Consider the following 20,802-nt stretch of genomic DNA (forward strand, 5'->3'; position numbering starts at 1 on the left):
GCCGCCCGAACTCCGGCCGCTGCCTTGCAGCGGCCTTTGCATTTTCAAGAATTCAAGAGTGGAGAGCCGAATGGTTCCCGTAATCGCCCTGGTGGGCCGCCCGAACGTCGGCAAATCCACCATGTTCAACCGCCTGACCAAGACCCGCGATGCCATCGTCGGTGACCTGTCGGGCCTGACCCGTGACCGCCAGTATGGTGATGCCAGCTGGCAGGGTCGCTCCTTCATCCTGATCGACACCGGCGGTATCACCGGTGACGAAGTGGGCATGGACGAGAAGATGGCCGAGCAGTCGCTCATGGCCATCGAAGAAGCCGACTATGTGCTGTTCCTGGTCGATGCCCGTGCCGGCATGACCGCTGCCGACCAGATGATCGCCGAGCACCTGCGCAAGCGGAACAAGGAAGCGATCCTGGTTGCCAACAAGATCGACAACATCGATGCCGATGTGGCACGCGCCGAGTTCTCGCCGCTGGGCATGGGCAACGCCATCCCGGTGGCCGGCTCCCAGGGCCGCGGCATCAACGCGCTGATGGAGGCCGTGCTCGGCCACCTGCCACGCGACCAGGTCGAGGAAGCGCTGGACGCCGAAGTCGCCGAAGGCGAGGAAGCGGTGCGCATCCCGGGCCCGAGCGAGAAGGATGGCATCAAGATCGCCATCATCGGCCGCCCCAACGTCGGCAAGTCGACCCTGGTCAACCGCATGCTCGGCGAAGAGCGCGTGGTGGTGTACGACCAGCCGGGCACCACCCGCGACAGTATCTACATCCCGTTCGAGCGCGATGACGAGAAGTACACCTTCATCGACACCGCCGGCGTGCGCAAGCGCGGCAAGATCCACGAGGAAGTCGAGAAGTTCTCGGTGGTGAAGACGCTGCAGGCGATCAAGGACGCCAACGTGGTGATCTTCGTCATGGACGCCCGCGAAGGCGTGGTGGACCACGACCTGAACCTGCTGGGCTTCGCCCTGGAAGCCGGCCGTGCCATCGTCATCGCCCTGAACAAGTGGGACGGCATGGAGCCGGGCGAGCGTGACTACGTGAAGACCGAGCTGGAGCGCCGGCTGTTCTTCGTCGATTTTGCCGACATCCACTTCATCTCCGCCCTGCACGGCACCGGCGTGGGCCACCTGTACAAGTCGGTGCAGGCCGCGTTCAAGTCGGCGGTAACCCGCTGGCCGACCAGCCGCCTGACGCAGATCCTCGAAGATGCCGTGAGCGAGCACCAGCCGCCGCTGGTCAACGGCCGCCGCATCAAGCTGCGCTATGCCCACCTTGGTGGTGCCAACCCGCCGCTGATCGTGATCCACGGCAACCAGACCGACAAGATTCCGAAGTCGTACTCGCGTTACCTGGAGAACACCTACCGCCGCGTGCTGAAGCTGGTCGGTACGCCGATCCGCATCGAGTACAAGGGCGGTGAGAACCCGTACGAGGGCAAGAAGAACACCCTCACCGACCGCCAGGTCAACAAGAAGCGCCGCCTGATGTCGCACCACAAGAAGGCCGAGAAGAAGCGCCGCGACAAGCGCTGATTCCGCGTCGTCTTCTTCGCGGGTGAACCCGATCCTACAGGACCCACAGTTTTCGAAATCTGTGCAGGACCTGTGGGAGCGGGTTTACCCGCGAAGGGGCCCTCGATCCAGCATAACTTCCACTATTGGTTCAACCTTCCCCTGACTGCTCGATTCGCTACGTTCGAGTTCTAGTTCGATTGTCTCACCCTGCCCATAAGTAGGTGCTGCTACTCGGTCCTACCTAGTAATAATGCTAGTTGTACGTTGCTGTAAGCTTTGAAAGACTTGTGCCTAATCGAGTTGTCTGTCAGCGGCGGGGATCTATATCTATGGGGCTTCAGCGTAAAACTGTGAGTCTGTTTTATTGTGACGGTGATATACATGCGCGCCTTCGTGATCAAGACAGTCGAACCGTGTTTCGAGGGGGGGAGCAAGCATTAGCTGAATGGACTGGCAGTGCTGTACAAAATGTCAGCTTATTGTCGGTCAATAAATCCGGCTCCGTGAATGGCGTGGGGCATCAGGGGAGGTGGGAGAGGTTTGATTATACTGCTTATGGCCATTGTTCTTCCCTTTCGGCGGGCCGTTCCCTGCTAGGGTTCAATGGTGAGTATTACGATAATTTAATTCAGGGATACATGCTGGGGAATGGCTACAGATTTTTTAATCGCATGAGATTTAATTCTCCAGACAGTTTTGCACCTTTTAAGGTATTGAACGCATATGGGTATTGCGACGGGGACCCTATAAATTACACCGACTCGAGTGGTCATCTAGGGGAGTCTTTAAAACCCTTGCTCAAACCGGCAGGGTATAAGGAATCCAAGAAATTTATGAGGGAGATGGATGACCTGGCGTCATCGTTGAAGGCGAAGATCGATAATCTGGATTATTCTCCGGGTATGGGCAAACGCAAAGCTTCTAAGCTAAAAAAGCACTTTACTCATTTTTTGCAATCCACGGAAGATTCAACGAATTCCCACATGTCGAGATTGGCGCAGCTCAAACTAAATAGCCCCCAAGGCTATTGGCGTGCAAGTGAGAAAGTCGATTTTCCTTCGGTGCTGGGGCGTCTTGGTCAAGCGTTTAAGTTCTTCGGTACTGCAGCTAATTTCGTGTTCTATCAAATGCAGTTGCCGGGCCCGCCAAGGCCAAAGTTATCCCGTAGTCAGTCCTATAAAGGGGCGCTCACTGGTGGCGAAACATTCAACGGGGCCTTGCGCAGCACGCGCTCGCTGGATAGGTTAAATTTAACTGCTGAGGCTTTTACGATTCGTGCAGAGTAAAATGTTTGTCAAAGTAATCGGAGTAAAATGTAGCGTTGCGGCAGACCCGCCTCTTAGTATCTTTAATTCGATACGCCACAAAAAAGTAGTGAGCGACCATGGGACAGAAATTAAGCGAGCGCTGGTCGAGGCAGCGCTCGAATTTTGCGGGTTATCAATGAGCATCCGAGCTTGCTTCTACGCTGTATGATCGTCGCGCACGCACTTTTCGCGCTAGGCTACGAAGCGGGGTTTCTTGATAAGCCCATATAGCGGGATCCAAGCCCGCACCGACAACAGCCTTTGATCCAGCGCAAATCCCCCTATTGTTTCAACCTTTTTCCTGACCGCTCGATCCGCTATGCTCGGACTCCACCCCGTGCCGGATACACCCCAGGAAAGAGGGCTCCATGATCCGCAGCAAACTGCCGAATGTCGGCACGACCATCTTCACCACCATGTCCCAGCTCGCCGTGCAGACCGGCGCGCTCAACCTGTCGCAAGGCTTCCCCGACTTCAATGGCCCGCAGGCGCTGCTCGATGCAGTCGGCCGGCATGTGGCCGCCGGGCATAACCAGTATTCGCCGATGACCGGCCTGCCGGCCCTGCGCCAGCAGGTGGCGGCCAAGGTGGCGCGGCTGTATGGCGTGCAGGTGGATGCCGACCAGGAAGTGACCATCACCCCTGGAGCCACCGAGGCGATCTTCTGCGCCATCCAGGCAGTAGTGCATGCCGGTGACGAGGTAATCGTCTTCGACCCTTGCTACGACAGCTACGAGCCGTCCGTGGAACTGGCTGGTGGGCGCTGCGTGCATGTACAGCTGAGCGATGGCGATTTCCGCATCGACTGGCAGAAGTTCAGCGATGCCCTCAGCCCGCGCACGCGCATGGTCATTCTCAATTCGCCGCACAACCCCAGCGGTGCGCTGATTACCCAAGAAGACCTGGACCAACTGGCCCGGCTTATCGCTGACCGCGATATCTACCTGGTCAGCGACGAGGTCTACGAGCACCTGGTCTATGACGGTGTACGCCATGCCAGCGTGTTGGCCCACGAGCAACTGTACCAGCGCGCCTTCGTGGTCAGCTCGTTCGGCAAGACTTATCACGTCACCGGCTGGAAGACCGGCTATGTGATCGCCCCGCCGGCGCTGAGTGCCGAGCTGCGCAAGGTGCACCAGTACGTCAACTTCTGCGGGGTGACCCCGCTGCAGTGCGCCCTGGCCGATTTCATGGCTGAGCACCCCGAGCATATCGATGAACTGCCGGCCTTCTACCAGGCCAAGCGAGACTTGTTCTGCGGCTTGCTGGAGGGTTCGCGGTTCCGTTTCACCCGTACGGCGGGTACCTATTTCCAGCTGGTGGACTATTCGCAGATCCGCCCGGACCTGAACGATGTCGACATGTCGCTGTGGCTGACCCGTGAGCACGGCGTGGCGACCATCCCGGTGTCGGTGTTCTACCAGCAACCCATCCCCGAGCAACGCATGGTCCGCCTGTGCTTTGCCAAACGAGAGGAGACGCTGCGTCAGGCAGCGGAAAAACTATGCGCGATCTGAGCACACTGCCGAACCTGAAAGTCGCCCTGGTGCAGACCACCCTGGCCTGGCACGACCGCGAGGCCAACTATGCGCACTTCGAGGTGCTGCTGGAGCAGGTGGGCGAAGTGGACCTGGTGATCCTGCCGGAAATGTTCACCACTGGTTTTTCCATGCAATCGGAAAGCCTCTGCGAGCCGGAAAACGGCCCGACCTACAAATGGCTGAAGGCCCAGGCGAAGAAGTACAACACGGTGATTACCGGCAGCGTGATCATCCAGGCCGCCGATGGCAGCCACCGCAACCGCCTGCTGTGGGCCCGGCCGGATGGCGAGATCCTGCACTACGACAAGCGCCACCTGTTCCGCATGGCCGGTGAGCACAAGCATTACACCCCAGGTGAGCGCCAGGTGCAGTTCGAGCTCAAGGGCTGGCGGATTCGCCCGCTGATCTGCTACGACCTGCGCTTCCCGGTGTGGAGCCGTGATGCCCAGGACACCGACCTGTTGCTATACACCGCCAACTGGCCGGCTGCGCGCCGCCAGCACTGGAACCGCCTGTTGCCAGCGCGGGGTATCGAGAACCTGTGCTATGTGGCGGCGGTGAACCGGGTGGGCACCGACGGCAAGGGCTTTGCCTATTCCGGCGACAGCCAGGTGCTGGACTTCCAGGGCGAGAGCCTGCTCAGTGCCGGGGAGGCCGACGGGGTGTTCACCGTGGTGTTGAGCGCGGCGGAGCTGGCGGCCTACCGGACCAAGTTCCCGGCCAACCTGGATGCTGACACCTTCGAGCTGCACTGACAGTCTGTACCGGCCTCTTCGCGGGTAAACCCGCTCCCACAGGTACCGCACAGTATTCAAAATCTGTGAGGACCCTGTGGGAGCGGGTTTACCCGCGAAGAGGCCGGTGCTGGGTACATCAGTTTCCGATCAGTACACATCCCGCCGATACCGCCCATCCTCGATCAGCTGCTGCACAACCGCTTCCCCGAGGATGCCGTTGAGCGCCGCATCCACCCCGGCAGCCATCCCTTGCAGGCTGCCGCAGACATACACACAGGCACCATCCGCGACCCAGCGCTTGAGCTCTTCAGCCTGCTGCAGCAACACATCCTGCACATACACCTTGTCGGCCTGATCCCGCGAAAATGCGAGGTCCAGGCGTGCCAGGTCGCCGTTGTCCAGCCAGCCTTGCAGCTCGTTGCCGCACAGCAGGTCATGCGCCCGGTTACGCTCGCCGAACAGCAGCCAGTTGCGCTGCTCGCCAGCATTCACCCGCGCGCGGAGCAAGCTGCGCAGGCCGGCCAGGCCGGTACCGTTGCCAATCAACACCAGCGGTGCAGCCGTTTCCGGCAGGTGGAAGCTGCTGTTGCGCCGCAAACGCAGGCTCAGCGTACCGTCAAGCGGCAGGTATTCGGTCAGCCAGCCGGAACCCAGGCCCAGGTTGCCATCGGCATGGCGCTCCTGGCGCACGATCAGCTCCAGCACGCCATCGCTGGCGATCGAGGCAATCGAGTATTCGCGGCTGCCGATCGGCACCAGTGCGTCGACCAGTGCTTGCGGCTGTAGGCCGATCAGGTGATCGCGACGGGTCGGCAACTGGCGGCCGGCCAGGGCCTGGGCGAGGGTTTCGCCCAGGCCATTCACTTGCACCTTGGCCCCGGCGTCCAGCGCCATGCCATCGAGGAAGGCGTCGATCCTCGGCTGGCCGTTGAGCGGCAGGATCTCCACCAGGTCGCCAGCTTCCCAGCTGGCGGGCTGTTCCGGTCGCAGGCCCAGCAGGTACACCGGCTGGCCCTGGCTGCCCGGGTTGAGCAGTTCGCGGCGCACCAGCGACCAGTTGCCGAAGCTCGGCGGCTGCCAGGCGGCCACTGGCTGGGCGCCGGTCAGTTGCGCCAGTTCCTGCTGCCACTGCTGCAGCGCGGCCTGGTCGGCGTTGTCCACTTCCACTGGGCTGAACGCACTGCTGGCACCGCGTTCACCCAGCCATGCCTGCAGGCGGCGGGCGAAGCCGCAGAAGTGTGGATACTGGCGGTCACCGAGGGCGAGCAGGGCATAGCTGAGGTTGTCCAGCGCCCAAGGCTGGCCGAGCACCTTGCGCTCGAAGGCGCGGGCGCTGTCGGGGGCTTCGCCGTCGCCGAAGGTGCTGACCACGAACAGCGCACGGCGGGCCTGGCGCAGGTCGCTTTCACCCAGTTCTGCCAGGGCGCGTACCTGCACGGGCAGGCCGGCGGCCTGAAGCTGCCCGGCGCTCTGCCAGGCCAGTTGTTCGGCAAGCCCGCTCTGGCTGGCAAAGCCGATCAGCCAGCTGTCGCCGCTGGTGGTGTTGCTGGTGACGTTGCCACGGGCGGCACGTACCTGGCGCTTCTTGCGACGGCGGTCGAGGTACAGCAGCCAGCCGGTGACGAAGAACAGCGGCATGGTCAGGCTGGCGATGGTGACGATGATGCGCCCCGGCAGGCCGAAGTATTCGCCCACGTGCAGGGCGTAGACGCTCTGCAGCAACTGGGCCTTGAAGGACTTGTCGGTGTAGCGGTCATGTCTTTTCACCTGGCCGCTGGCCGGGTCCAGTACCAGGGTGTTGAAGGCACGTGGGTGGTCGGCGTTGTCCAGCAGGTAGAACAGGTTGGCCGGCTGGCCGCCTACCGGTGGCAGGCGCAGGTTGTACATGGCCAGGCCCGGGCCGGCAGCGTCCTTGAGGTTGGCCCAGATTGCGTCGTAGTCGACCACCAGCGGCGGGGCGTTCTTGTCGATCTTCTGCGGCCCGTGGCGGCCACGGCCTTCGCCGCGCTTTTGCTGCTGGCCGGCGGCCGGCGCGTCGGCCAGCAGCTTGTTCAGGCCCTCGCGGTACCACTCGTAGGACCAGAACAGCCCGGTCAGGGCGAACAGCAGGTAGAACAGCAGGCACCAGGTGCCGGCCACCGCGTGCAGGTCCCAGTTGAAGGCGCGGCCTTTCTTGGCCCAGTCGAAGGTCAGCCAGGTGCGCCAGTCCTGCGCCTTGCGCGGCCAGCGCAGGTACAGGCCGGAGAGGCAGAAGAACACCAGCATCAGGGTGCAGGCACCGGTGATCTGCCGGCCGCTGTCGCCCATGGCCAGGAAGCGATGCAGGTTGAGCATGAGGTTGAAGAAGCCTTGCCCGGCCACTTCTCCCTTGAGTTCGCCGGTGTACGGGTCGGCATAGCGCAACTGGCCACGGCGCTCGCCTGGTGGGGGGGTGAAGAAGACGCGTGCGGCGTTGCCTTCGCGTACATCGACCCACAGCATCGCCACCTTGTCGTGCTGCTGGGCCTCGACCCGCTGGACCAGTTCGGCCGGGGGCAGCACGCCCTCCGGGCGCACCTGGACCTTCAGGACATCGGCATTCAGCGCGCGCAGCAGTTCTTCCTGAAACGAGTACAAGGCCCCGGTGATACCCATCAAGGCCAGCACCAGGCCAGCGGTGATGCCAAAGAACCAGTGCAATTGGAACAGCGTCTTCTTCACCACATGATCACCTTGTGTTTCTGCCGCACACTGCGCGGCGTGCATTATGCCTTGATACGCAAAAGCCCCGCTCACGGGAATGAACGGGGCAGGGTGGGCTCGTCAGTCAGGCTTGTGTTGTCTGTACCGGCCTCTTCGCGGGTGAACCCGCTCCCACAGGTACTGCACTGACCTCAGGTCCAGTGATATCTCTGTGGGAGCGGGTTCACCCGCGAAAGGGCCGGCACAGGCGCAGCCCATTCAACAGATCAACCCCATCCCGGCATCAGAAGTGGAAGCTGGTGGTCAACAGCGCAGTCCGCCCGGCGGCCTGGTTGGCATAGTGCCCACTGTAGGCCTTGTCGTAGTAGACCTCGTTGGTGAGGTTCTGCACGTTCAACTGCAGGTCGACGTGCTTGGTCAGCTTGTAGCTGGCCATGGCGTCGTAGCGCCAGTACGAGTCGACCATCACGCTGTTGGTGGTGTTGCCGAACACTTCATCGACGTAGAAGGCACCACCACCAATGGTCAGCTTCGGCGTGACGTTGTAGGTGGTCCACAGGGTCAGGCTGTTGTTCGGTGTGTTAGGCAGCTGGTTGCCATCGTTGTAACCATCGATGAACACCGTGCCGACCCGCTGCGCGCCGCCGTCGACGAGCTTGGCATCCAGGTAGGTGTAGCCGGCGAATACTTGCCAGGCGTCGGTCAGCTTGCCGCTGGCGCTGAGCTCCAGGCCATCGACACGGGTCTTGCCGATGTTCTGGTAGGTGTTGTTATCCACCAGTACACGAGCGTCTTCCTTCTCGGTGCGGAAAATGGCCGCGGTCAACGCCAGGCGTTCGTCGAGCAGATCCCACTTGGTACCGATTTCGTAGTTGGTGGTTTTTTCCGGTTTCAGCTCGCTGGTGGTGGTGGCCGTGACCAGCGCGTTGCCGTCGGAACCTTCGCCGAGCGAGGCGCCAGGAGGGGTGGCGGAGGTGGCATAGGACACATAGATGCTGCCGTTCTCGGCAGGCTTCCAGGTCAGACCCAGTTGGCCAGTGACGAACTCACTGGTGTCTTCGGTCTTGAAGCTGGTAGAACCGTTGGCCGCTTTGGTCTTGACCTTGGTGTCGAAGTGGTCGTAACGCAGACCCATGGTCAGCAACCAGGCCGGGTCGAGCTCCAGCGTGTCGGTGAAGTAGATGGCGCGCGTGTTGCCAGAAGTATCGGCACCGGCTTCGGTGCGGCTGATGGTGCCGTCCCACTCTTCATGCGGATTGGGGTTCGGGAACGAGGTACAGACACCGGAGATCTGGCCTGTTGCGCTCGAGCAGCTGCCTGCGCCGAAACCGGTGACGTCATAGCCCGATTTCACCGATGTTTCCCGGCTGAGTTCGATACCGGTGGAGAAGCTGTTCTTCATGCCACCAACGTAGAAATCGCCATACAGGTCGGTCTGGTTGGTGGTCGTGCGGGTGTTGGCGACACGGTTGTTCGGGCGACGCCAGACTTCACCGTTGAGGATGTTGCCCTTGCTGTCGTCTGGCTGGCTGTAGATGTAATCCTGCAGCGTGTTGCCATGGCGCAAGGTGTTCTTGATGGTCAGCGAGTCGCTCAGGTCGTGCTCGATGCTGATGGTCGAGATATCTGCACGGCTCTTGGAGAAATCGCGACCGACCAGGCCGTAGTAGTTGCTGCTGCTGCCACCGCCGTGGGTCGGTTTGTCCGGGTTGGCCGAGGTGCGAGCGGCCGAGCTGCCGGAGCGCAGGCTGTAGGGAATTCCCGAATCCGGCAGGTCGTCGCTTTCCACGTGGTAGTAGTCAAGGCTCACGCGGGTATCGGTGCCCAGACCGAACACCAGCGAAGGTGCCACGCCCCAGCGGTCGTAGTTGACCTCATCGCGGCCGGCGACGTTGCTTTTGTGGGTCATCAGGTTCAGGCGGCCAGCGACGCTGTCGCTGAACTGATAGTTGCCATCCAGGGTGTAGCGCTGGGTCTGATCGCTGCCCCAGGTCCAGGCGCCGTCGAGCGAATTGCCCAGGTGCGCACGCTTGCTGACCATGTTGATGGTGCCACCGGCAGCGCCGCGGCCAGCGATCGAGGAGTTCGGGCCCTTGGCTACTTCCACCGACTCGATGGCGAAGATTTCGCGGGTTTGCGAACCGGTATCGCGCACGCCGTCCAGGTACATCGAGCTTTGGCTGTCGAAGCCGCGAATGAATGGGCGATCGCCGGAGGGGTTGCCACCTTCGCCGGCACCCATGGTGATGCCTGGCACAGTGCGCAGTGCATCCTGCAGGGTCAGGGCGCTGGTGTCCTTGATCACTTGCTGCGGGATCACGGTGATCGAGCGCGGGGTATCTACCAGCGGCGCGGTGTACTTCTGCGAAGAGGCCTTGTCGACCTTGTAATCGGTGCTGGCCTGTTCAGCCTTGCCGTTGACGCTGGTGGCGTCGAGGGTGATAGCGCTGCTGGCGGCCGGGTCGGCGGCATAGGCCGACGAAGCGCTGAGGGCGACGCCGATGGCAGACACGATCAGGCGTGGTGAACTCACTGCAGATGGTACGTACTGGCGCATTGCTAAGGACCTTCCCCAAGGTGTTAAGGCCGCGGATCTTAATGTAAGCAATTGTGACTCACAATTGAGATTCGTTACCATTCGTGAAGAATTTACAATCTTTACAATTTGCCTTTACGGTTTCATCAAGCTGAAACGTCTTAAGCGGCGAATGGGGCTTGTGAAGCGCAAAAGGGAATCAATATCATTGACGCCTTTACATTTTCCAACGGTGCTGCCGCCATGCTGCTTCACATCCCCGGCCTGTTTCACGCCGATGAACTGGCCCGTATCCGCGAGGCGCTGGAGCAGGCCGACTGGGCCGACGGCAAGATCACGGCTGGCTACCAGTCGGCCAAGGCCAAGCACAACCTGCAGTTGCCGGAAGGCCACCCGCTGGCCAAGGAGATCGGCAGTGCGCTGATCGACCGCCTGTGGCAGACCCCGCGCTTCATGTCTGCAGCCTTGCCGCACAAGGTGTTCCCGCCGCTGATCAACTGCTACCGCGAAGGCGGCAATTTCGGCTTCCACATCGACAACGCCCTGCGCCAGCCCAAGGGCAGCCCGGAGCGGGTGCGTACCGATCTTTCTTCCACGCTGTTCCTCAGCGATCCGGACAGCTACGACGGCGGCGAGCTGGTGATCCAGGACACCTATGGCGTGCAGCAGGTCAAGCTGGCCGCCGGTGACCTGGTGCTGTACCCCGGCACCAGCCTGCACAAGGTCAACCCGGTTACCCGTGGCCAGCGTTACGCCGCGTTCTTCTGGACCCAGAGCCTGGTGCGCGAGGACAGCCAGCGGGCATTGCTGTTCGAGATGGACAATGCCATCCAGCAACTGACTGCCGATGTGCCGGAGCATCCATCACTGCTACAGCTGACCGGCACCTACCACAACCTGCTGCGCCGCTGGGCCGAGGTCTGAGCCGTGTCCTATCAGTTGCGGCGTGAGGAAGTGGTGGATGTGGCCGGTTTGCAGGCCATGCTGGAAGAAAGCCCTGGCAAGGCCGCCCAGGCGATCCTGGCGGCGGCCGGGCAGGGCGCGGTGGAGGCACAGTTGCTGCTGGGGCAGATCCTGCTCGACGGGCGCGGCATTCAGGCGGATGCCGCCGTGGCCAGGCGCTGGTTCGGCATCGCCGCCCAGGGCGGCAGTGCCATGGCGCACAACATGCTGGGGCGTTGCCTGGAGCATGGCTGGGGCGGTGAGCCAAGCCAGGCACAGGCGGCCATCCACTATGCCCGTGCGGCCGATGCCGGGCTGGACTGGGGGCTGTACAACCTGGGCAACCTGCTGGCCACCGGGCGCGGCATACCGGCCAACCAGGCGCAGGCTCTGATGTGCTACGAGAAGGCCGCGCACATGGGGCATGCCAAGTCGATGAACCTGTACGGGCGTTACCTGGAGCAAGGCATCGCCACGGCGCCCAACCCGGCACGGGCGGTGCGCTGGTATCGGCGTTCGGCCGAGGCGGGGGACTTTCGAGGCATGTTCAGCCTGGGGCTGGTGCTGGTCGAGCGTGGGCAGGTGGCGGAAGCCGGGCCCTGGCTGGAGCGGGCGCGGGTCGAGGGGAACATGAATTTCCTGCGCAGTGCGCTGGTGACCTTGCAGGGTGCCGGGCCGGTGTTGATGGCCTTTGCGGCGCGGTATGCCGAGGAGATCGAACGGCGCGAAGCTTGAGGCCGTCTGTGCTGGCCCTTTCGCGGGTGAACCCGCTCCCACAGGTACTGCGCTGGGCCTGAAGTGAGCGCCGCACCTGTGGGAGCGGGCTTGCCCGCGAAGAGGCCGGTACAGGAAAGCACAAATGAAAACGGGGCCTTGCGGCCCCGTCTTGCGTTACAGGTAGAAAGCCTTCAGCGGCGGGAAGCCGTTGAATTCCACTGCGCTGTAGCTGGTGGTGTAGGCACCGGTCGACAGCCAGTACAGGCGGTCGCCGATGGCCAGGTTCAGCGGCAGGCCGTACTTGTAGTTTTCGTACATGATGTCGGCGCTGTCGCAGGTCGGGCCGGCGATGACCACTTCTTCGGCCTCGCCTTTCTTCTCGGTCCAGATCGGGAACTTGATGGCTTCGTCCATGGTTTCGATCAGGCCGGAGAACTTGCCCACGTCGGTGTAGATCCAGCGCTCGACGGCGGTGCGCGACTTGCGTGCAACCAGGACCACTTCGCTGACCAGGATACCGGCGTTGGCAATCAGCGAACGGCCCGGCTCGAGGATGATTTCCGGCAGGTCGTCACCGAAGTCTTCCTTCAGGAAGCGGATGATCTCTTCGGCGTAGGTTTCCAGGCTGTTGGTCCGGGTGATGTAGTTGGCCGGGAAGCCGCCACCCATGTTGATCAGCTTCAGCTCGATGCCGTCTTCTTCCTTCAGGCGCTCGAAGATCACCTTGACCTTGGCGATGGCTGCGTCCCACACGCTGATGTCGCGCTGCTGCGAGCCGACATGGAAGGAAATGCCGTAAGGCACCAGGCCCAGGTCGCGGGCGAGGATCAGCAGGTCCATGGCCATGTCGGTCTGGCAACCGAATTTACGCGACAGCGGCCAGTCGGCAGTGGTCGAGCCTTCGGTGAGAATACGTACGTACACTTTCGAACCCGGTGCGGCCTTGGCGATGTTGCGCAGGTCGGCTTCCGAGTCGGTGGCATACAGGCGCACGCCCTTCTCGTAGAAGTAGCGGATGTCCTTGGACTTCTTGATGGTGTTGCCGTAGCTGATACGGTCGGCGCTGACGCCGCGGCCCAGCACCTTGTCCAGCTCGTAGATCGAGGCGATGTCGAAGCTCGAACCTTTCTCTTTGAGCAGGTCGATGATTTCCACGGCCGGGTTGGCCTTGACCGCGTAGTACACCTTGGCGAATTCGAAACCAGCACGCAGGTCGTCATAGGCCTGGCTGATCATCTGGGTGTCGATGAGTACGAACGGGGTTTCCTGCTTGTCGGCGAACGCCTTCATTTTCTGGAAGGTGTCACGCGCGAAATAGTCTTCGACCTGGATCGACATGCTCAGGGACTCCATGGGCAAACTGAAAATTTAAGTGGCTGCAAACTGAACGTCCTCCGTATCCCCACTTTGGTTCGCCTACTCAGTACTTGAGCCGGATGGATCGTTTCCAGCATGGACGTTCGGCGCGCACTTTAGGGCGTGAAGAATGCAGAATCAACAGGCAATCCGGGCGTGATCGACGCGGATCGACGACCTGCCATTTGAATAACCGACCCATGTGACCGGCTGATGTTCCCCGGAGTGTTTCAAGCGTAAAAAATAGTGGAATGGAGCGCGTTCGCTCCTTCGCGGGCACGCCCGCTCCCACAGGCATCTCGCGGTTCCTGTGGGAGCGGGCGTGCCCGCGAAAGGGCCTCAGGTGTTCATATTTATGGCCACATTTCGCTGGCACCGCCGTGCATGAAAAAGACGATAAATTTTTTGTTACCGACTGGCGGAATTGCCGTGTTTGATGCGAAACATTACTATTCGCACCCTTGTCTGCCTCCCTGATGACCCCGACCGTGTCCGGACCCAAAGGCTTCCTCGACCACTACCATGAGCTGATCGGCACCTGGACGCGCAAGTTGCGCAGTCGACAGCAGGCCGAGGACCTCACCCACGATGCCTTTGTCCGGGTACTGGAAAACCCGCGCGAGCAGGTCGAGCAGCCACGCGCCTACCTGCACCAGACCGCCCGCAATATTGCCGTGGATGGTTTCCGGCGCGAGGACCGCCGCCAGGCCCTGGAGCTGGAAGCCTTCGACGAAGGCGTGGCCGGCAGTGGCGACCCCGAGGCCTACGTGCATGCGCTGGAGCTGGCCGACAGTGTCGAGCGGGCGCTGGCCGAACTGCCGCTCAATTGCCGGCAGGTGTTCATCTGGCAGAAGCTCGAAGGCCTGACCCAGGCCGAGATCGCCGAGCGCATGGGGTTGAGCAAGAACATGGTCGAAAAGTATATGATCCGCACGCTCCGGCATCTGCGTGAGCACCTGGATGTGTCGGCATGATGAGTCAGGAGACCTTTTCGATGAAACAGCACGGTACCGATACCGTCCGCGAGCAGGCGGCCGCGTGGTTCGCCCGGGTGCAGGATGCGCCTCGCGATGCCGGGCTGCAGGCGCAGCTGCACGTCTGGCTGGAAGGCGATGCACGGCACCGTGATGAGTACCAGCAGCTCGCCCGTCTGTGGCAGGCCACCGACTTCATCCCGCGCCAGCGCCTGGAAGCGCTGTGCCAGCCGGCACCGGTACGCCAGTTGCCACGTCGGCGCTTCGTGCGCCAGGCCTTGGCCGCCAGCGTGGCCGCACTGGCGTTGGGCCTGGGCTGGGGCGGCTGGCACTACCAGCAACTGAATCACCAGGGCAGCTTGCAGACTGCCTTCAACGAACGCCGCCAGGTCGAACTGCCGGATGGTTCGCACCTTGAACTCAACGGCAGCACGCAAGTGCAGGTCGCTTTCAGCGCCGGCCAGCGGCAGGTCCGGCTGATGGCGGGTGAGGTGATGTTCACCGTCGCCCACGACAGTGACAGGCCGTTCGTGGTCGACACCGCCCAGGGCAGCGTGACTGTCACCGGTACCCGTTTCGACGTCCGCCTGGACCCGGCCAGCACCCGCGTGGCGGTGGAGCAGGGCTCGGTGCGTGTGCAGGGCAAGGGCGCCTCGCTGGCGCAGCTCACGGCGGGCCAGGGCTCGCATATAGATGCACAAGGCCAGGTGGCGGCGCCCTATACGGTGAATACCGGCGCCCTGACTGCCTGGCGCCAAGGCAGGCTGGTGTTCGACAACGCCACCCTGGCCGAGGTGGTGGCCGAAGCCTCGCGCTACCGCAGCCAGCCGCTGCGGGTCGCCCCCGGCAAAGTCGCCCAGCTGCGGCTGTCCAGCACCTTCAGCACCGACGACACCGATGCGCTGCTGCGTGCCTTGCCGAGCATCCTGCCGGTGGCCATCAAGGCCCATGAAGATGGCTCGCGCGAAATAATCGCGAAATAGATTCAGGTTTTTTTCCGCTCGTTCGTCTTCCCCGCCAGCTGCAACTGCCAAGCATTTCCATTTGCATGCGGTTGGCGTTTATTCCGTATTCCAGGAAGTTTCGACGACGTGAACAACAACAAGCCCTTCCCACGCTTCCGCGCCCTGGCGCTGGCCCTGGCGGTCAGCGCCGTGGCCGTCAACAGCCAGGCCGCAGAGGCCGGCAGCATCATCCAGATCCAGGCCCAACCCTTGGCTTCGGCGCTGAACCAGCTGGGCCAGCAGACCAGCCTGCAACTGTTCTTCAGCCCCGAGCTGGTGGCCGGCAAGCAGGCCCCGGCGGTGTCCGGCCAGCTGGCGCCCGAGCAGGCGCTGCAGCAGCTGCTGCAAGGCAGCGGCCTGACCTACGAGATGTCCCAGGGCACCGTGGTGGTCAAGCCGGCCCAGGCCGATGGCACCCTCACCACCGGCAGCCTGGAGCTGGCGCCCACCGACATCAAGGTGGTGGGTGACTGGCTGGGCGATGCCCAGCAGAGCGTGGTGCAGAACCACCCCGGCGCGCGCACCGTGGTACGCCGCGAGGCGATGGTGGAGAAGGGCGCAATGAACGTGCGCGACGTGCTGCGCGGCATCCCGGGCGTGCAGGTGCAGGACTCCAACGGCACCGGCGGCAGCGACCTGTCGCTGAACGTGGGTGTTCGCGGCCTGACTTCGCGCCTGTCGCCACGCTCCACGGTGCTGATCGACGGCATCCCGGCCGCCTTCGCGCCCTATGGCCAGCCGCAGCTGTCGATGGCGCCGATTTCCTCGGGCAACCTCGACAGCATCGACGTGGTGCGTGGCGCCGGTTCCGTGCGCTATGGCCCGCAGAACGTCGGCGGGGTGATCAACTTCGTTACCCGGGCTATCCCGGAGAAGGCCTCGGCCGAGCTGTCCACCACCCTGGAAACCTCCCAGCATGGTGGCTGGAAACACACCGAGTCGGCCTTCGTCGGCGGCACGGCGGACAACGGCATGGGCGTGGCGCTGCTGTACACCGGGGTGAATGGCAACGGCTACCGTGAAAGCAACAACGGCAACGACATCGACGACGTCATCCTCAAGACCCACTGGGCGCCGACCGACGTTGACGAGTTCTGGCTCAACTTCCACTACTACGACGGCCGTGCCGACATGCCCGGCGGCCTGACCCAGGCGCAATACGACAGCAACCCGTACCAGTCGCTGCGCGACTACGACTACTTCGCCGGCCGGCGCAAGGACGTGTCGTTCAAGTGGCAGCGGCAGCTCGACGACGCCACCCAGTTCGAATTGCTGACCTACTACACCGACAGCTTCCGCGGCAGCGCCATTGCCTCGCGCGACATGAAGACCCTGTCGTCGTACCCGCGCAACTACCATACCTTTGCCATCGAACCGCGGCTGTCGCGGATCTTCTTCGCCGGCCCGACCACCCAGGAAGTCAGCGTGGGTTACCGCTACCTGAAGGAAGCGATGCGTGAGCAGTCGACCCGCCTGGCGCTGATCGACAACGTGCCGACGCCGACCCCGACCTCCGACGGCCATGTGTTCCAGGACCGCAGCGGTGGTACCGAGGCCAGTGCCTACTACATCGACGACAAGATCGACGTGGGTAACTGGACCATCACCCCAGGTATCCGCTTCGAGCATATCAACACCGACTGGCGTGACCGCCCGGTGCTCGGTGCCAACGGCCAGCCGGTGCCGGAGAAGAAACGCAGCATCACCAGCAACGAGCCACTGCCGGCGCTGAGCGTGATGTACCACATCTCCGATGCGTGGAAGGTGTTCGCCAACTACGAGACCTCGTTCGGTAGCCTGCAGTACTTCCAGCTGGGCCAGGGTGGTACTGGCAACAGCACCGCCAATGGCCTGGAGCCGGAAAAGGCCAAGACCTACGAGATCGGTACCCGCTATGACAATGGCGGCTTTGCCGGTGAGCTGACGGCGTTCTACATCGACTTCGATGACGAACTGCAGTACATCAGCAACGATGTGGGCTGGACCAACCTCGGCGCGACCAAGCACCAGGGTATCGAGGCCTCGGTGCGCTATGACCTGGACGGGCTGGACCCGCGCCTGGAAGGGCTGTCGGTGAGCGGTGGCTACACCTATACCCGCGCTACTTATGAAGGGGACATTCCTGGCTTCGAGGGCCGTGACCTGCCGTTCTATTCACGCCAGGTGGCTACTGCCGGGGTGCGTTACGCGGTAAACCACTGGACCTGGAACCTGGATGCCTACGCCCAATCCAAGCAGCGCGCTCCGGGTACCGGGATCAATGCCGATGGCAGCTTCAACGGCGATTACATCACCGAGCCGAGTGCGGATGGGCAGTTTGGCGACATCCCGGGTTATGTGACCTGGCATGCCCGTGGCGGGTATGAGTTCGGGCCACAGATGTCCAACCTGAAGCTGGCGGCGGGGGTGAAGAACCTGTTCGACAAGCAGTACTTCACCCGCTCCAGCGACAACAATGCTGGCATCTATGTGGGTGAGCCGCGGACCTTCTATGTGCAGGCCAGTGTAGGGTTCTGACATCGCGTCGCCTGCTTCGCGGGTGAACCCGCTCCCACAGGTACCGCGCAGGTCTTTAGCCTTGCATCGACCCTGTGGGAGCGGGTTTACCCGCGAAGAGGCCGGCACAGGCAATCCATTACTTGGGTTTTGAGCCTAGATTGCCGGGGCCGCTTTGCGGCCCATCGCGACACAAGGCCGCTCCTACACAGGAACGCGATCTGCTGTAGGAGCGGCCTTGCGTCGCGAAAGGGGCGCAGCGCGCCCCCGGCGTTTACGAAATTACCGCCTCGGCCGGCGAGACAATGCTGGTCTTGGCCCCCCGCGAGCGCCCCGAACTCAGGTACGCCGCAATCGACTCCTGCGTCACCTCGCCCAGGAACACCTGCTCGGCATCCAGCACCGGCAGCCACGCCCGGTTGAACTCGTACATCCGCGACAACAGGATGCGTAAATGCTCGTCATGCGACGCCGTGGCATTGAACGGCCGCAGGAAGTCGCCACAAGTCCCTTGCTGGCGATGCATGTCACGCCGGCGCACGTAGCCCAGTGCCTTGTTCTGCGCATCGGTCACCACCACGTAGCGGCGGTCGTGCTCGTCCAGCAGTTCCAGCGCATCGCTCACCGGCGTCTGCGGGCTTACCGATGGCGCGTTGTCTGCCGCATCCTCCGCACGCACCAGCAGCAGGCGCTTGAGGGTGCTGTCCTGGCCGACGAAGTTGCTGACGAACTCGTCCGCCGGGTGCGCCAGCAAGGTGTCCGGGTGGTCCAGCTGCAACAGCTTGCCGGCGCGGAAGATGGCGATCTTGTCGCCCAGCTTGATGGCTTCGTCGATGTCATGGCTGACCATGATCACGGTCTTGTTCAAGGCCCGCTGCATCTCGAAGAACTCGTTCTGGATCATCTCGCGGTTGATCGGGTCGACCGCGCCGAACGGCTCGTCCATCAGCAGCACCGGCGCTTCCGCCGCCAAGGCGCGGATCACGCCGATACGCTGCTGCTGTCCGCCGGACAGCTCGCGCGGGTAGCGCTGCAGGTACTGCTTGGGCTCCAGCTTGATCATGTGCATCAGTTCGCGGGCGCGTTCATGGCACTTCTGTTTGTCCCAGCCGAGCAGGCGCGGCACCACGGTGATGTTCTCCTCGATGGTCATGTTGGGGAACAGGCCGATCTGCTGGATGACATAGCCGATGTGCCGGCGCAGGGTGACCTCGTCCAGCCCGGTGGTGTCTTCGCCATTGATGAACACCTGGCCGGAAGTGGGCGTGATCAGGCGGTTGATCATTTTCAGGGTAGTGCTCTTGCCGCAGCCCGAGGGGCCGAGGAATACGCAGATTTCCCCTTCGTTGACGGTGAGGCTTACCGAGTCGACGGCTTTGACGTCCTTGCCGTTGACGTTGAAGGTTTTGCTGAGGTTCTTCAGTTCGATCATGAGCGCAGTCCTTCTGGAGTCAGGGCACGTTGCAGGGTTTGCAGGAGCAGGTCGGCGATGATCGCCAGCAGGCTGACCAGCACGGCGCCGACCAGCAGCATCGACATGTCGCTGCGGCTGATGGAGGTGAGGATGAGCACGCCAAGGCCGCCGGCGCCGATGGTGGCGGCGATGGTCATCACGCCGATGTTCATCACCACGGCGGTGCGCACGCCGGCGAGGATCACCGGCACGGCGATGGGCAGTTCGACCATGCGCAGGCGCTGGCCGAAGGTCATGCCGATGCCACGCGCGGCTTCACGGATGCCGGGTTCGACGTTGGTCAGCGCCAGGTAGGTGTTGCGCATGATCGGCAGCAGTGAGTAGAGAAACACCGCAGTGATCGCCGGCAGCGGCCCGAGGCCCTGGCCGAACTTGGAGTAGAACGGCAGAAGCAGGCCGAACAGGGCGATCGAGGGGATGGTCAGCAACACTGTGGCGCTGGCCTGCAATGGGCCGGCGACGGCCGGGAAGCGGGTCATCAGGATGCCCAGCGGTACGCCGACGATGATCGCCAGGCCCACGGCGACGCCGACCAGCATGATGTGCTGCCAGGTCAGTTGCAGCACCTGGGCCCAGTCCAGATGGTTGAAGGTATCGATCAGGTTCATGGCTGGCCCTCGCTGTTCAGTGGGTGCTCACGCAGGAAGGTGGCGGCCACGGCAGTCGGGTTCTGGTGCTCGACATCGACCTTGGCGTTGAGCTGGCGCATGGTTGCGTCATCCAACTGTTCGGCCAGTGGCTTGAGCAGGCCGGCCAGCTGCGGGTTGGCGTCGAGCACAGCTTTGCGCACCACCGGCGCGGCGGTGTAGTCGGGGAAGTAGTGCTTGTCGTCCTCCAGCAGCTTGAGGTCGAAGGCGTTCAGGCGGCCGTCGGTGGTGTACACCAGCCCGGCGAACACCTGGTTGTTGCGCATCGCGGTGTACACCAGGCCGCCGTCCATCTGGCGGATATTGCGGCGGTCCAGTGGCAGGCCGTACATCTCGCGCAGGCCGACCAGGCCATCGGGGCGGTTGGCGAACTCGGTGTCCAGCGCCACCAGGTGGTTGCGGTGGCTTTCGTCACGCAGTATCTGGTTGAGGTCGCTGATCGAGTTGATCTGCGGATAAGCCTCGGCGATCTGCTTGGGCAGGCCCAGCGCGTAGGTGTTGCTGAACTTCGACGGGGTCAGCCAGATCAGGTCCTTCTTCGCATCCAGCGCCTTCACCCTGGCGAAGGTGGCCTCGGCACTGGGCATGCGCTCGTCGATATGGTTGTACGACACCAGCGACACGCCGGTGTATTCCCACATCAGGTCGAGCTGGCCGGTTTCCTGGGCCTGGCGCGCGATATTGCTGCCAAGGCCGGTGGTGACGCGCACGTCATAGCCGTTGGCGCGCAGGTATTGCGCGGTGATTTCGGCGAGTACGGTCTGTTCGGTGAACACCCGCGCGCCGATGCGGATCAGTGGTTTGTCCGCCGCCTGGGCAAATCCTGCGAACAGCAGGGCCGCGCCCAGCAGCAAGGCGATTCTCTTGTTCATA

Annotated in this window: 15 protein-coding genes; 9 read left to right on the forward strand and 6 right to left on the reverse strand. The window is 62.6% G+C overall.

Annotated features, from left to right (window positions below; all coding sequences use genetic code 11):
* The first annotated feature begins 70 nt into the window (after window positions 1–70).
* The 4 genes from der (at window position 71) to ABNP31_RS04545 (ending at window position 5,119) form a co-directional block, all read left to right on the forward strand.
* Window positions 71–1,534 (forward strand): ribosome biogenesis GTPase Der, encoded by a 1,464-nt coding sequence (gene der, locus ABNP31_RS04530; RefSeq protein WP_025337780.1) that lies wholly within the window; start codon window positions 71–73, stop codon window positions 1,532–1,534.
* Window positions 1,535–1,845: 311 nt separating this feature from the next.
* The gene (locus ABNP31_RS04535) at window positions 1,846–2,802 is read left to right on the forward strand and encodes an RHS repeat-associated core domain-containing protein (RefSeq protein WP_085665008.1); all 957 of its coding nucleotides are present in this window, start codon (window positions 1,846–1,848) and stop codon (window positions 2,800–2,802) included.
* Between the two features lie 389 nt (window positions 2,803–3,191).
* The gene (locus tag ABNP31_RS04540) at window positions 3,192–4,340 is read left to right on the forward strand and encodes a pyridoxal phosphate-dependent aminotransferase (RefSeq protein WP_238067283.1); all 1,149 of its coding nucleotides are present in this window, start codon (window positions 3,192–3,194) and stop codon (window positions 4,338–4,340) included.
* Window positions 4,328–5,119, forward strand: a complete 792-nt coding sequence (locus ABNP31_RS04545; RefSeq protein ID WP_061551927.1) for an amidohydrolase — start codon at window positions 4,328–4,330, stop codon at window positions 5,117–5,119. The genes ABNP31_RS04540 and ABNP31_RS04545 overlap by 13 nt, the downstream gene beginning before the upstream one ends.
* Window positions 5,120–5,248: 129 nt before the next feature.
* Here ABNP31_RS04545 and ABNP31_RS04550 read toward each other — a convergent pair whose 3' ends face one another.
* Window positions 5,249–7,804, reverse strand: coding sequence for a sulfite reductase flavoprotein subunit alpha (locus ABNP31_RS04550; protein ID WP_350013039.1), 2,556 nt, complete (start codon window positions 7,802–7,804; stop codon window positions 5,249–5,251).
* A gap of 262 nt (window positions 7,805–8,066) precedes the next feature.
* The gene (locus tag ABNP31_RS04555; protein WP_025337784.1) at window positions 8,067–10,340 is read right to left on the reverse strand and encodes a TonB-dependent receptor; all 2,274 of its coding nucleotides are present in this window, start codon (window positions 10,338–10,340) and stop codon (window positions 8,067–8,069) included.
* A 222-nt stretch (window positions 10,341–10,562) separates the two neighbouring features.
* Between ABNP31_RS04555 and ABNP31_RS04560 the strand changes: the two genes are divergently transcribed.
* Both ABNP31_RS04560 and ABNP31_RS04565 read left to right on the forward strand, forming a co-directional pair.
* Window positions 10,563–11,243, forward strand: a complete 681-nt coding sequence (locus tag ABNP31_RS04560) for a Fe2+-dependent dioxygenase (RefSeq protein WP_085587454.1) — start codon at window positions 10,563–10,565, stop codon at window positions 11,241–11,243.
* A gap of 3 nt (window positions 11,244–11,246) precedes the next feature.
* Window positions 11,247–11,996, forward strand: a complete 750-nt coding sequence (locus ABNP31_RS04565) for a tetratricopeptide repeat protein (RefSeq protein WP_238067286.1) — start codon at window positions 11,247–11,249, stop codon at window positions 11,994–11,996.
* A 156-nt stretch (window positions 11,997–12,152) separates the two neighbouring features.
* Here ABNP31_RS04565 and ABNP31_RS04570 read toward each other — a convergent pair whose 3' ends face one another.
* The gene (locus ABNP31_RS04570; RefSeq protein WP_186668187.1) at window positions 12,153–13,316 is read right to left on the reverse strand and encodes a type III PLP-dependent enzyme; all 1,164 of its coding nucleotides are present in this window, start codon (window positions 13,314–13,316) and stop codon (window positions 12,153–12,155) included.
* Window positions 13,317–13,810: 494 nt separating this feature from the next.
* Here ABNP31_RS04570 and ABNP31_RS04575 point away from each other — a divergent pair, with 494 nt between their 5' ends.
* The 3 genes from ABNP31_RS04575 to ABNP31_RS04585 all read left to right on the forward strand — a co-directional run bounded on the left by ABNP31_RS04575 (window position 13,811) and on the right by ABNP31_RS04585 (window position 17,829).
* The gene (locus ABNP31_RS04575; RefSeq protein ID WP_013971037.1) at window positions 13,811–14,308 is read left to right on the forward strand and encodes a sigma-70 family RNA polymerase sigma factor; all 498 of its coding nucleotides are present in this window, start codon (window positions 13,811–13,813) and stop codon (window positions 14,306–14,308) included.
* Between the two features lie 20 nt (window positions 14,309–14,328).
* Window positions 14,329–15,291 carry a FecR family protein gene (locus tag ABNP31_RS04580; RefSeq protein ID WP_350013040.1) on the forward strand — a complete coding sequence of 321 codons (963 nt, stop codon included), beginning with the start codon at window positions 14,329–14,331 and terminating at the stop codon, window positions 15,289–15,291.
* 108 nt (window positions 15,292–15,399) lie between these two features.
* A complete protein-coding gene (locus tag ABNP31_RS04585) occupies window positions 15,400–17,829 on the forward strand; it encodes a TonB-dependent siderophore receptor (protein ID WP_350013041.1) in 2,430 nt (809 codons plus the stop codon).
* Window positions 17,830–18,082: 253 nt separating this feature from the next.
* Here the strand turns inward: ABNP31_RS04585 and ABNP31_RS04590 are convergent, their stop codons facing one another.
* From ABNP31_RS04590 to ABNP31_RS04600, 3 genes are read right to left on the reverse strand one after another with little or no spacing between them, the layout of a single operon-like run.
* Window positions 18,083–19,240 carry an osmoprotectant ABC transporter ATP-binding protein OsmV gene (locus ABNP31_RS04590; RefSeq protein ID WP_046615796.1) on the reverse strand — a complete coding sequence of 386 codons (1,158 nt, stop codon included), beginning with the start codon at window positions 19,238–19,240 and terminating at the stop codon, window positions 18,083–18,085.
* Window positions 19,237–19,890 carry an ABC transporter permease gene (locus ABNP31_RS04595; RefSeq protein ID WP_025337792.1) on the reverse strand — a complete coding sequence of 218 codons (654 nt, stop codon included), beginning with the start codon at window positions 19,888–19,890 and terminating at the stop codon, window positions 19,237–19,239. The genes ABNP31_RS04590 and ABNP31_RS04595 overlap by 4 nt, the downstream gene beginning before the upstream one ends.
* Window positions 19,887–20,801 carry a glycine betaine ABC transporter substrate-binding protein gene (locus tag ABNP31_RS04600; RefSeq protein ID WP_350013042.1) on the reverse strand — a complete coding sequence of 305 codons (915 nt, stop codon included), beginning with the start codon at window positions 20,799–20,801 and terminating at the stop codon, window positions 19,887–19,889. The genes ABNP31_RS04595 and ABNP31_RS04600 overlap by 4 nt, the downstream gene beginning before the upstream one ends.
* Between the last annotated feature and the right edge of the window lies 1 nt (window position 20,802).

The sequence above is a fragment of the Pseudomonas asiatica genome (genome assembly GCF_040214835.1).
Classification (GTDB): domain Bacteria; phylum Pseudomonadota; class Gammaproteobacteria; order Pseudomonadales; family Pseudomonadaceae; genus Aquipseudomonas; species Aquipseudomonas putida_Z.

Excerpts from the sequence above, each read along its gene's own strand:
- der (WP_025337780.1), top strand. The coding sequence starts at position 71 with ATGGTTCCCGTAATCGCCCTGGTGGGCCGCCCGAACGTCGGCAAATCC.
- ABNP31_RS04535 (WP_085665008.1), top strand. The coding sequence starts at position 1,846 with ATGGGGCTTCAGCGTAAAACTGTGAGTCTGTTTTATTGTGACGGTGAT.
- ABNP31_RS04540 (WP_238067283.1), top strand. The coding sequence starts at position 3,192 with ATGATCCGCAGCAAACTGCCGAATGTCGGCACGACCATCTTCACCACC.
- ABNP31_RS04545 (WP_061551927.1), top strand. The coding sequence starts at position 4,328 with ATGCGCGATCTGAGCACACTGCCGAACCTGAAAGTCGCCCTGGTGCAG.
- ABNP31_RS04555 (WP_025337784.1), bottom strand. The coding sequence starts at position 10,340 with ATGCGCCAGTACGTACCATCTGCAGTGAGTTCACCACGCCTGATCGTG.
- ABNP31_RS04560 (WP_085587454.1), top strand. The coding sequence starts at position 10,563 with ATGCTGCTTCACATCCCCGGCCTGTTTCACGCCGATGAACTGGCCCGT.
- ABNP31_RS04570 (WP_186668187.1), bottom strand. The coding sequence starts at position 13,316 with ATGTCGATCCAGGTCGAAGACTATTTCGCGCGTGACACCTTCCAGAAA.
- ABNP31_RS04575 (WP_013971037.1), top strand. The coding sequence starts at position 13,811 with ATGACCCCGACCGTGTCCGGACCCAAAGGCTTCCTCGACCACTACCAT.
- ABNP31_RS04580 (WP_350013040.1), top strand. The coding sequence starts at position 14,329 with ATGAAACAGCACGGTACCGATACCGTCCGCGAGCAGGCGGCCGCGTGG.
- ABNP31_RS04590 (WP_046615796.1), bottom strand. The coding sequence starts at position 19,240 with ATGATCGAACTGAAGAACCTCAGCAAAACCTTCAACGTCAACGGCAAG.
- ABNP31_RS04595 (WP_025337792.1), bottom strand. The coding sequence starts at position 19,890 with ATGAACCTGATCGATACCTTCAACCATCTGGACTGGGCCCAGGTGCTG.
- ABNP31_RS04600 (WP_350013042.1), bottom strand. The coding sequence starts at position 20,801 with ATGAACAAGAGAATCGCCTTGCTGCTGGGCGCGGCCCTGCTGTTCGCA.